Annotated in this window: 11 protein-coding genes and 1 other annotated feature; of the genes, 3 read left to right on the top strand and 8 right to left on the bottom strand. The window is 37.2% G+C overall.

Translation table 11 applies throughout. The annotated features are described in order from the left end of the window. Nucleotides 1–64: 64 nt before the first annotated feature. The 5 genes from leuA to ilvE all read right to left on the bottom strand — a co-directional run bounded on the left by leuA (nt 65) and on the right by ilvE (nt 6,045). Nucleotides 65–1,585 carry a 2-isopropylmalate synthase gene (gene leuA, locus DET63_RS13670; RefSeq protein ID WP_113937005.1) on the bottom strand — a complete coding sequence of 507 codons (1,521 nt, stop codon included), beginning with the start codon at nt 1,583–1,585 and terminating at the stop codon, nt 65–67. A gap of 1 nt (nt 1,586) precedes the next feature. Continuing rightward, the gene (ilvC, locus tag DET63_RS13665) at nt 1,587–2,597 is read right to left on the bottom strand and encodes a ketol-acid reductoisomerase (protein ID WP_113937004.1); all 1,011 of its coding nucleotides are present in this window, start codon (nt 2,595–2,597) and stop codon (nt 1,587–1,589) included. A 27-nt stretch (nt 2,598–2,624) separates the two neighbouring features. After that, on the bottom strand, nt 2,625–3,134 hold the full coding sequence (gene ilvN, locus DET63_RS13660; RefSeq protein ID WP_000822948.1) for an acetolactate synthase small subunit: 510 nt from the start codon (nt 3,132–3,134) through the stop codon (nt 2,625–2,627). After that, a complete protein-coding gene (gene ilvB, locus DET63_RS13655; protein WP_016093002.1) occupies nt 3,131–4,831 on the bottom strand; it encodes an acetolactate synthase large subunit in 1,701 nt (566 codons plus the stop codon). Before ilvB ends, ilvN begins: the two co-directional genes overlap by 4 nt. 73 nt (nt 4,832–4,904) lie before the next feature. Continuing rightward, nucleotides 4,905–5,133, bottom strand: a binding site (T-box leader). A gap of 15 nt (nt 5,134–5,148) precedes the next feature. Then, on the bottom strand, nt 5,149–6,045 hold the full coding sequence (gene ilvE, locus DET63_RS13650; protein ID WP_002011723.1) for a branched-chain-amino-acid transaminase: 897 nt from the start codon (nt 6,043–6,045) through the stop codon (nt 5,149–5,151). Nucleotides 6,046–6,460: 415 nt separating this feature from the next. On the opposite strand from ilvE, the gene DET63_RS13645 reads away from it, so the two are divergent. Together DET63_RS13645 and DET63_RS13640 are read left to right on the top strand one after the other, a co-directional pair. Beyond that, nucleotides 6,461–6,700 (top strand): DUF3911 family protein, encoded by a 240-nt coding sequence (locus DET63_RS13645; RefSeq protein ID WP_002011724.1) that lies wholly within the window; start codon nt 6,461–6,463, stop codon nt 6,698–6,700. A gap of 239 nt (nt 6,701–6,939) precedes the next feature. Beyond that, entirely contained in the window at nt 6,940–7,179 is a 240-nt protein-coding gene (locus DET63_RS13640; protein WP_002011725.1) for a YkuS family protein, read from the top strand. Nucleotides 7,180–7,607: 428 nt separating this feature from the next. Here DET63_RS13640 and DET63_RS13635 read toward each other — a convergent pair whose 3' ends face one another. Together DET63_RS13635 and ytfJ are read right to left on the bottom strand one after the other, a co-directional pair. Beyond that, on the bottom strand, nt 7,608–7,697 hold the full coding sequence (locus tag DET63_RS13635) for a hypothetical protein (protein ID WP_000608225.1): 90 nt from the start codon (nt 7,695–7,697) through the stop codon (nt 7,608–7,610). A 108-nt stretch (nt 7,698–7,805) separates the two neighbouring features. After that, entirely contained in the window at nt 7,806–8,213 is a 408-nt protein-coding gene (gene ytfJ, locus DET63_RS13630) for a GerW family sporulation protein (RefSeq protein ID WP_002030645.1), read from the bottom strand. 307 nt (nt 8,214–8,520) lie between these two features. Between ytfJ and DET63_RS13625 the strand changes: the two genes are divergently transcribed. Continuing rightward, nucleotides 8,521–8,895 carry an imidazole glycerol phosphate synthase gene (locus DET63_RS13625; protein WP_080515469.1) on the top strand — a complete coding sequence of 125 codons (375 nt, stop codon included), beginning with the start codon at nt 8,521–8,523 and terminating at the stop codon, nt 8,893–8,895. A gap of 34 nt (nt 8,896–8,929) precedes the next feature. Here DET63_RS13625 and DET63_RS13620 read toward each other — a convergent pair whose 3' ends face one another. Further along, the gene (locus DET63_RS13620; RefSeq protein ID WP_002011730.1) at nt 8,930–10,273 is read right to left on the bottom strand and encodes a TrkH family potassium uptake protein; all 1,344 of its coding nucleotides are present in this window, start codon (nt 10,271–10,273) and stop codon (nt 8,930–8,932) included. Between the last annotated feature and the right edge of the window lie 876 nt (nt 10,274–11,149).

The following is an 11,149-nucleotide window of genomic DNA, read 5'->3' as shown; positions in this document are numbered from 1 at the left end:
TTTATCTGAATTTTCAGAAATATATTTTGATAAGTAAGGGACGATCCCCTCACTTATCAAACAGTTACTTCACAAGAGTAATAAAAGATTTTAATTTTCCGGCCGCATGAACATACGCTCTCGCCGATGCTTCTAATACGTCTTGCGCAACACCAAAACCTGATACTTGATGAGTTCCTTCTTTTAATTCAACATGAACATGTGCAAGTGCATCTTGACCTTGCGTTATAGATTGTATGCGATAATCCGCTAAGTCACATTCTAATCCTAAAATTCTTTGAATTGCATTATAGATCGCTTCAATACTTCCAGAACCAGTTGCTGCATCTTCGTACATATTTCCTTCCTCATCTTTTAGTACAACCGTTGCACACTGTGTACTATTTGATACGAAATGTACTTGCAATTGAGTAATGCTATATTGCTGGGCCGCAAATGCTGCTTCACCAAGCATAAGCGCACGTAAATCTTCTTCTGTAATTTCTTTTTTACGGTCAGCCAAGTTTTTAAATGCTTCAAACACCACATCTCGTTCTTCTTTTGTAAACTCATAACCAAGTTCTTTCATTTTTTCAGTAAACGCATGGCGCCCGGAATGCTTTCCTAATACAAATAAATTTTGTGACTCTCCAATCAGTGATGGTTCAATAATTTCATACGTCGTTACTTCTTTTAATACACCGTCTTGATGAATACCTGATTCGTGAGCAAAAGCATTTGCTCCAACAATCGCCTTATTTTTCGGTACAACCATACCCGTTAACCGACTTACTAACGTACTCGTCGCTTTAATTTCTTTTAATGTCATAGAGGATTCTGCTTCATAGAAATCTTTTCTAATATGGAGAGCAACCGCGACTTCTTCTAGCGCCGCATTCCCCGCTCTTTCTCCAATTCCATTAATCGTTCCTTCTACTTGTAACGCTCCGCCTTCAACCGCAGCTAACGAATTCGCTACTGCCATCCCAAGATCATCGTGACAATGACAAGAGAAAATTGCTTTTTCATAAGAAGGAACGGATTCTTGTAAGTATTTAAAAAGAGAATAGTATTCTTCAGGATTCGTATATCCAACTGTATCAGGAATATTGATTACATTCGCTCCTGCGCGAATCGCGACTTCTACTGCTTCAGCTAAAAATGCTCTCGATGTTCTTGTTGCATCTTCTGCTGAAAATTGAACTGTTGGAAATAGTGATTTCCCGAGCGTAACCGAGCGATGTATGCTATCTAATACATCTTCTTTTGACATACAAAGCTTATATTTCATATGAATGTCACTCGTAGCTAAAAATACGTGTAAACGAGGAGAGACAGCGCCTCTCACAGCTTCATAGGCTCTTCGAATATCACTTTCTTTCGCTCTAGCTAAACTCATAACCGTAGCATTTTGAATGGTATTTGCGATACGTTTTACCGATTGAAAATCACCTTCAGAAGCTGCTGCGAATCCAGCTTCCATTACATTAATACCAAGTCTCTCTAGTTGCCTCGCAATCTGTAATTTCTCTTGTTCATTTAAATTAACTCCTGGTGATTGTTCGCCATCACGTAGCGTCGTATCCATGAACAAAATTTGCTTCATATTATTTGACCCCTGCCTTTACTCGCGGCTGTACAAACGGCATCATTTCACGTAATTTACGTCCAACTACTTCGATTTCATGTTCATTTTCTTTTTCATTTGTCGCATGGAAATTTGGTTTTCCTGCTTTATGCTCTGCGATCCAGCCTCTTGCAAATGTACCATCTTGAATTTCTGCTAGCACTGCACCCATCGCTTTCTTCGTATCTTCCGTTACAACGCGTGGTCCTGATACGAAGTCGCCCCACTGCGCTGTATCTGAAACTGAATATCTCATATTTTCAAGTCCGCCTTCATACATAAGGTCAACAATTAGTTTTAGTTCATGTAAACATTCAAAATATGCAACTTCCGGTTGATAACCAGCATCAACTAACGTTTCAAACCCAGCTTTTACTAGTGCAGTCACTCCGCCGCAAAGTACAGCTTGCTCTCCAAATAAATCTGTTTCTGTTTCTTCTTTAAACGTTGTTTCTAATACACCTGCTCTCGTCGCCCCAATTCCATCTGCATATGAAAGTGCCTTTTCAGTCGCAACTCCTGTTGCATCTTGATATACTGCAAATAATGCAGGAACAGCTCCACCTTCCGCAAACGTACGACGTACTAGATGTCCTGGACCTTTCGGTGCTACTAGAAATACATCTACATTAGCTGGCGGTTTTACTTGATCAAAGTGAACATTAAAGCCATGTGCGAACACAAGAGAATTACCTGCCTGTAAGTTTGGTGCAATTTCAGCTTCATATACTTCTGGCTGTAATTCATCAGGTAGTAGAATCATTACTACATCTGCTTTTTCTGCTGCTTCGGCTACTGTGTATACAGAAAAACCGTCTTCTTTCGCCTTATCCCATGACTTCCCTTTCCTCAGTCCAACTACTACATCAAATCCGTTATCACGTAAGTTTTGTGCATGCGCATGGCCTTGCGATCCATATCCGATGATTGCTACTTTCTTTTCCTTTAATACATTTACCGTTACGTCTTTTTCATAATAAACTTTCGCCATTTTCATTTCCCCCTATTTTTTAAATAATTATTGAATTAACATAACTTGTTTATCTTGTTTTTTCATACTACGTGTAAATGCCGTTACACCTGTTCTAGCAATTTCTTTCAAACCATATGGACGAAGTAATTCAATTAACGCTTCTACTTTCTCCTGGGTACCTGTTACTTGCACCACTATGGAATCCTTCCCAACATCTATTACAGCGGCTCGGAACGGTTCAATTAAACTATATAATTCTGCTCTTGCTACAGACGTTGCTACTTTAATAAGTGCAAGTTCTCTAGCGATCATCGCTTCTTCTGTAATATCTGATACTTTCAGTACATCGATTTGCTTATGAAGTTGTTTAATTAACTGCTCAACTTGCTGTTCATTTTCAACGTGTACAACAATCGTCATTCTCGAAATATCCGATGATTCCGTATGACCTACTGAAATACTTTCAATATTAAAATGTCTACGTGTCATAACACCTGTAATTCGATTTAACACACCGCTTTGATTTCGAACTGTCGCTGTTACAATTCTCTTCACCTTTTCTCCACTCCCTCCATTTGATGAACGCCTTTTCCTGGGGCAACCATCGGCATTACCTTTTCGGATTGAAGTACGCGGCAATCAATTACAACAGGCTCTCTTAACTCAATTGCATACTGTAATTGTTGCTTTGCAAGAAGTGGGTCTTCAATACGAACACCTTTTATGCCATAAGCATTGGCAAGCGCAACAAAATCTGGTTGGCATGAAAGTAAGGAGTGCGAATATCGCCCATTATAAAATTCCTCTTGCCATTGTCTTACCATTCCTAAAGCTTCATTATTTAAAATAAACACTTTAACTGGTAAAGAATGCTCTTTTAATACACTTAGTTCTTGCAAGGTCATTTGAAATCCCGCATCACCGACAATTGCAATAACTAGTTCTTCAGGCTTTGCGATTTGTGCACCTATTGCTGCTGGAAACCCGAATCCCATTGTTCCCAACCCCCCAGAGGTTACCCATCTATCTGGGTTTTTCAGCGGATAATATTGAGCTGCCCACATTTGATGTTGCCCAACATCTGTTGTTACAATCGCTTCTCCTTTCGTAATTTCGTATAGCATATCAATTGCATATTGAGGTTTAATACGCTCTGCATGTTCTTTGTAAGAAAGAGGGTATTTTTCTTTTCTACTATTCAATAACGAAAGCCAATCATTGTGATGTACTTCCCCTTCTTTAAAAGTAAGTAGAGCCTCTAATGCTTGCTTTGCACTCGCAACAATAGGGATTTCAGTCGGCACATTTTTCCCAATTTCCGCTGGATCAATATCTATATGTGCGACAATCGCTTCTTTAGCAAAATAAGCTAAATTCCCAGTAAGACGATCATCAAACCTTGCACCTATATTAATAAGTAAGTCACATTCATATAACGCCATATTTGCGGTGTATGAACCGTGCATTCCTCCCATCCCTAGAAATAGTTCATCATCTGGTGGAAACCCACCAAGACCAAGTAATGTATGAACAACTGGAATATGATATTTGCGAGCAAAACTTGTTAATTCTTTCGATGCTTTCGCATGCAATACACCTGCTCCAGCTAAAATTAATGGCTTTTTTGAGACCTCAATCGCTTGTAATAATTTGTTTATTTGTAGTAGATTCGGTTCATAATTAGGCTGGTATCCTGGTAAATCCATTTGTACGTCGCTACATCGCTCACCTTGCTCTACTACCATATCTTTCGGAAGGTCAATTACGACTGGGCCCGGTCTTCCTGTTCTAGCGATATGAAATGCTTCTTTAATAATTCGGGGTAAATCCGATGCTTTTCGCACTTGATAATTATGTTTTGTCACCGGCATCGTAAGTCCCATAATATCTGCTTCTTGAAAAGCATCACTTCCGATTAACGTTGTTGCTACTTGCCCTGTAAATACAACAAGTGGCAATGAATCAATCATCGCGTCAGCTAGACCAGTAATAACATTTGTAGCACCCGGTCCACTTGTTGCAATTACCACTCCTGGATTTCCTGTAATTCTTGCATATCCTTCAGCAGCATGAATTGCACCTTGCTCATGCCTCGTTAAAATATGCGGAATTTCACAATCATAAAGCGCATCATATAGAGGTAAAACCGCACCACCTGGATAACCAAAAATCACCTCTACTCCTTCCTTTTCTAGCGCTTCTAACAATAGCTGTGCACCAGTTGCCAGTTTCTCTTCCGTTTTTGAAGACATTTTTCTTATAAGCCCCCTTTTTTAAAACATTTATAAAATAAAAAAATCCTACGTCCACACTCCAGCTATGTGCTGAAGGGACGAAAGATTTCGCGGTACCACCCTTCTTTGCAAGATTACTCTTGCCTCAGTGACTCGGGATATGAGTCTAGCTAATAACGGAGCTACCGTCTAAGCCTAAACAAACGTTTCAGCTTAGCACTCAAGGGTGATGTTCGTCGACGTGAACCATCGGTTTCCAGCAACCACCGACTCTCTGTGAGGCTTCACAGTCAACTACTCCTCCCTATCAACGCTTTATCATGTCATAAGAGCTATTATCCAACTTTATTTTCTTCGTAAATTTTCTCTCCATCTTCTACAACTAATTTACGGAATTCTTCTAATAAACGATTCGTATGTGGCCCTGTTCTACCTAAACCAATCGTTCTTCCATCTACTGTCGTAACAGCAATTACTTCAGCAGCTGTTCCTGTTAAAAACACTTCATCAGCTACATATACATCATGCCTTGTAAATAATTCTTCTCTTACGTCATATCCAAGTTTTTCGCCGATTTCTAAAATCGCGTTTCGTGTAATACCTTCTAACGCTCCAGCAGAACTTGGTGGTGTAATTAATTTATTTCCCTTCACAATAAATACATTATCTCCAGAGCCTTCAGCTACATATCCTTGGTCATTTAACATAAGTGCTTCTTGTACTCCAGCTAATTTCGCCTCAATGCGAACTAAAATATTATTTAAGTAATTTAAAGATTTTACTTGAGGCGATAAAACATCCGGGCGATTGCGACGCGTTGCAACTGTTATAATCGGAATCCCTTTTTCATAATATTCTTGTGGAAATAAAGATAATTGCTCTGCAATTACTACTACATTTGGTTTCGTACAAGAATCGGGATCTAATCCCAAGTTCCCAGGTCCTCTTGATACAACGAGGCGGATATATCCATTAGATAGTTTGTTTTGTCGAATCGTTTCAACAACGATTTTCGTTGCTTCTTCTAACGTATATGGAATCTCTAACATGATGGATTTCGCTGATTCATATAACCGGACAAGATGCTCTCTCAAACGGAAAACATTACCGCTATATACCCTAATTCCTTCGAACACTCCATCGCCATATAAATAGCCATGATCATATACTGAAACCTTTGCTTCGTCTTTTGGAACAAATTCTCCATTTAAGAAAATCCACTGCTCGTTCACTTGAAAGCGCCCCCTATGTTCTATGAGTTTTTTATTGTTTCCTAGTCTACTCTCCTTTTCAAATAAATCAAGTGAATTTTTAGAAAATTTTTAATTTTTAATCGTACGTACATCTTTGTTTATATTGATTTAATAACATTGTTAACGTTTACAAAAAGTCAAAAAAATTTTTTCGTCAAATTCTACTAAAAAAATATTTGTTTAAAAGAAGGGTTTTCGCCAATTGATACGAATCTATTGTATTCAATAAACGGACGTCCGATTTTATAAATCCGGGAATATACAACGACTTTTGGTGAAAAAGGGGGAAAATAACAAAAATAACGCTGTCTAAAAATAACATTCATATTTTTCATTTAGTAATCATAATCCTATTTTTAAAAAACAATTTGTCAAATTGAAGGAGGAAATAACAATGGCGTGTGTACAAATTAAAGGAACGAGACAAGAGGTAGTAGAAATGTTACAACTATTTGATCTAATGGATACGAAAGGATTTTGTAAATTCGATAATTACGTTGAAGTAGAACCAAATAGTAGGAAACATAACAACTACACAGCTTCAATCGATATTCAGTCTAATAACAGTTCAGCACAAGATACATTAAATGATCAATTCGTTAGTCAAATGCTTACTGGTGTATATAACGACTAAACAAATATTCTCTTCCTACCATCTTTTCATAAAGTGAAACTATAATCAGTGGGGGTTTTGTTCATCCCCCACTGATTATTAGTTGAACCAATCGGGCATTTACGGGCAGTTGATCTCCCACCTAACTTCTTTGCTCCAGCCGAATTTTGAGGTGGAAGTTTTACTGCCCCGTTAATGCGGGATAAATATATGCTATGGACTTGGGCATACTAGCAACTAGATGGTAGGAGGTGAAAATTATGGCTAGAATTGGTGTTGAGAACTCTTTAACAGATGTTCAACAAGCTCTTCAGCAACAAGGACATGAAGTCGTTTCACTTAACTCTGAAAATGATGCACATGGGTGTGATTGTTGCGTTGTAACCGGGCAAGATTCTAATATGATGGGCATTGCAGATACATCGATAAAAGGATCTGTAATTAAAGCACATGGTTTAACAACAGATGAAATTTGTCAGCAAGTTGAAAACCGCACTTAATCATTTTTATCACATTATTTGTGAGCTAACATGTAAAGGGAATGGAATGGTCCCACTGATTATAGTTTCAATTTATTTATAGAAAGAGGGCTCCTTTTCAAAAGGAGCCCTCTTTTTTATATTCACCTAACGGGAAAGTAACATATACTGGATGAAAGCCCTACCTCTCTCTCATCATTACGGTTCCACTGACCGCTCCTTGATTCACTAGTATACATATAAAGCTTACATATACAATTTATAGGGTTTGTTCACAAAAGTTGTTGGTAAGACTACCCGATCTTTCGCAAACTTTTCGTATTATATTCATAAGATTTATTTACTTTACACTAGCTTTAACCGAGACACGAATTAAAATTTTAACACCAATACAATAACTTGTCAACATTTTTTACAAATTAAAAACAGACATTAACGGTTTGTCTGTTTTAGAATGGAGCTTTTTCTTTTATTACATATACAACAAAACCGCTTACTAACATACACAAGCCAACTACTAAGTTTTTGATATTAATCATAAATTCCTCTCCCTTATTCCACACATCATATATATTTACAGTTCAATTATTCCGATCGTCATAAAGCGCACTTTTTCTAATATATCATAATTCCTAAAAAATGCAAGTTCACTTTTGGCGACCATTCACAAATTTATCCACAGTGCTTGGCACAGTATTTAACGCTTTTTCAATTAAATGTGTACTACTATTGAGATGCAACACTTGCACACCGTTAGAACCAACTACTAAAAAAGCAACTGGGCTAATAGAAACCCCAGCCCCGCTTCCGCCTCCGAATGGATGACTTTGCTTGTTCTCTTTATGCTGCCCTTGTCCGCCGTTATGTTTTTCAGAAATAAAATCCCCTTTAAAGTCACTTCCACCAGCTCCAAAACCAAAAGCCACTTGAGATACTGTTAATACTACATTTCCGTCAGCTGTTGAAACCGGACTTCCAACAATCGTATTTACATCTACCATCTCTTTTAAATTTGTCATTGCTGTTTTCATTAAATTTTCAATTGGATGTTCCATTATGTACTACACCCTTTCCTCATTATTCTTTTTTATACTTTCCAAAATAGAGGAAGTCATACTAAGTTTTCCTATTTTGAAAAAACATTTTCCACTTTCCAATTGGATATTACTCCCTGTACAAGTTCGGATAAAGTGAAACTTTAATCAGTGGAGGTTTTGTTCATCCCCCACTGATTATTAGCCCACACCAATCGGGCGTTTACGAGCCGCAGGGCTCCAGCCAAATTTTGAGGTAGGAGTCTTACTGCTCGCAAATAGCGGGATAAAAACAGTAAAGAGAAACATACTACTATTGAACCTTGTTATGAAAGGAGTCCTTACTTTGACTGAGAAATTTGATGAATATAAAAAAAGAGATCGAATAGATAGTGATTATAAAGAAGAATACGCAGCTGAAGTTGCACCACAGCATATCGATTATGATGATAAAGATAACGATGATGTAAGATCGTCTGCAGCTGGATCGACTGCTGGTTTCATTGCTCTTGCCTTAGCAATATTATCATTATTCACATTCCCAACACTATTTGGTCTTGTGTCTGTTCTACTTGGTATTTACGCTTATAATCGCGGGGCTACTGTAACTGGCGGTACCGCTGCCATTGTGGGTGGTATCGCTGCACTCATTGCGATTTTATTCCGAGTGGCGCTTATTGGTTTATTGTTCTCTCTTTTTTAAAAAGAAAAAGGTATCTCGCTTTATGCGGGATACCTTATCCTGTAAATACATCTTCTGATGGATATTTAATTTTTTGTTTTGCTGGTCGTGCCAAAGAGAACACAAGTGTTAACGGTCCGATTAATCCACAAAACATAACAAACATAATAATACATTTTCCAAACGCCGATAGCTTCGCAGTAATTCCCATTGTTAACCCTACTGTACCAAACGCTGAAATTGTCTCAAATAATAACTGAATAAAACTAAAGTCTTCTGTAAGCATTAATACAAATACCGCTGTAAAAATAAGTATTTGACTAGCAACGACAATTGCTAACGCTCTCGTTACTGTCGACATTTTAATCGTACGCTGAAATAAAACAAAATCCTCTTTCTTTCTAAAGAAAGAAAGAACTGATGTAATTAAAATAACGAATGTCGTTAACTTAATTCCACCGCCTGTCGATACACTTCCCGCACCAATAAACATTAATACCATTGTAAATAGTATCGATGACTCTTCCATCCCCCCATAATCTACCGTGTTAAAACCAGCTGTACGAGGTGTAATTCCTTGGAAGAACGAAGCCCATAATTTTTCATTTAAAGATAAGTGCCCCAAAGTCTTCACATTATTATATTCCAATACAAAAATCACAATCATCGCAATAACATTAAGTGCTATCGTTCCAACAATCATAATTTTGGAGTGCAGTGATAATTTTCGGAAACTACGGCTATACCATATATCAATTAATACCGTAAAACCTAACCCTCCTATTATAATTAAAGAACAAATCCCAATATTAATAATAGGATCTCCTACATATCTTGTTAAATTATCTGGCCAAAGCGCAAAGCCGGCATTATTATATGACGCAATAACGTGAAAAATACTATAGTATAAACCTTTTCCAAAACCAAACTCTGGAATAAAGCGAATCGATAAAAAGATAACTCCAATTAGCTCAATACAAATAGAAAAAATAAAAACACGTTTTACTAATTTCACAAGACCACCAATATTTGTTTGATTAAATGCTTCTCCAATTAATAATCGGTGGCGTAAACCAATTTTTTTCCCTAATACCCAAACAATTAAAATGGCTATCGTCATAAGACCGAGACCACCCGTTTGAATTAAAAACATAATAACAATTTCACCAAACATCGTAAACGTACTCGCAGTATCTACAACACCTAAACCAGTTACAGTCGCCGCCGACGTAGCTGTAAAGAAAGCATCTACCCAACTAATATGTACTTTCGTTGCAAACGGTAACTTTAATAACAATCCTCCGACCACAATTAAACAAAAAAAGCCTAATGCTAAAATTTGTGGTGGATTCAATCGTATAAAACGATTATACAACCCTTGTTTTTTTGCTACTTCCATATCACTAACTCCCTTTATCAAGTGAAGCTTTTATCCCCTCATAAATAAAGACTCTTTAAGAGCCTACAAGTAGCGGGATAAACCTTATATTCTCATAATATAGTTGAGCATAATCCTTTTTTTCATAGATTTCAACTTTTATTTATATTCAGACTCCTATCGTTTTACAAAAGAATATTTTCTATTATATCTCCACTTATACTATAACTCTTACAACAACTATTTTATCCCTTTTCAAATTCCCATATCTTTCACTCCAAGTTCACACGAGGGTCACACCTACCTTTTATAGTATATGTATCGGAGCTGTTCCTCCCTAATTTATAAGACATTCCCCAGTGTCTTGAACAGCTTTCCATCCCTAATTAAATTGACATAAATTGTCCCCTTCCCTAGGCCATCCTATATGTGATGGTCTTATTTTTTTATTCTTTCTATCTTTTATTTGAAACTCCCTCTCTCTTTCACTCCATGTTCACACGAGGATCACATCCACCTTTTATAGTATATGTACCGAAGCTGTTCCTCCCTAATTTATAAGACATTCCCCAGTGTCTTTGAATAGCTTCCATCCCTAATTAAATTGACATAAATTGTCCCCTTCCCTTGACCATCCTATATGTGATGGTCTTATTTTTTTATTCTCTCTTTCTTCTTACTTAAAACTCCCTCTCTCTTTCACTCTATGTTCACATCTAGGTCACATCTATCTTTTATATTGTATGTATCGGAGCTGTTCCTCCCTAATTTATAAGACATTCCCCAGTGTCTTTGAACAGCTTTCCATCCCTAATTAAATTGACATAAATTGTCCCCTTCCCTTGACCATCCTATATGTGATGGTCTTATTTTTTTATTCTCTCTTTCTTCTTACTT

It is taken from the genome of Bacillus sp. DB-2 (assembly GCF_003315125.1).
Lineage (GTDB): Bacteria > Bacillota > Bacilli > Bacillales > Bacillaceae_G > Bacillus_A > Bacillus_A mycoides.
Note: the sequence above shows the minus strand (reverse complement) of the source record. Positions and strands in the feature narration are given on the sequence as shown.

Excerpts from the sequence above, each read along its gene's own strand:
- ytfJ (WP_002030645.1), bottom strand. The coding sequence starts at position 8,213 with ATGGAACATCCAATTGAAAATTTAATGAAAACAGCAATGACAAATTTA.
- ilvB (WP_016093002.1), bottom strand. The coding sequence starts at position 4,831 with ATGTCTTCAAAAACGGAAGAGAAACTGGCAACTGGTGCACAGCTATTG.
- leuA (WP_113937005.1), bottom strand. The coding sequence starts at position 1,585 with ATGAAGCAAATTTTGTTCATGGATACGACGCTACGTGATGGCGAACAA.
- DET63_RS13640 (WP_002011725.1), top strand. The coding sequence starts at position 6,940 with ATGGCTAGAATTGGTGTTGAGAACTCTTTAACAGATGTTCAACAAGCT.
- DET63_RS13620 (WP_002011730.1), bottom strand. The coding sequence starts at position 10,273 with ATGGAAGTAGCAAAAAAACAAGGGTTGTATAATCGTTTTATACGATTG.
- DET63_RS13645 (WP_002011724.1), top strand. The coding sequence starts at position 6,461 with ATGGCGTGTGTACAAATTAAAGGAACGAGACAAGAGGTAGTAGAAATG.
- DET63_RS13635 (WP_000608225.1), bottom strand. The coding sequence starts at position 7,697 with ATGATTAATATCAAAAACTTAGTAGTTGGCTTGTGTATGTTAGTAAGC.
- ilvC (WP_113937004.1), bottom strand. The coding sequence starts at position 2,597 with ATGGCGAAAGTTTATTATGAAAAAGACGTAACGGTAAATGTATTAAAG.
- DET63_RS13625 (WP_080515469.1), top strand. The coding sequence starts at position 8,521 with ATGAAAGGAGTCCTTACTTTGACTGAGAAATTTGATGAATATAAAAAA.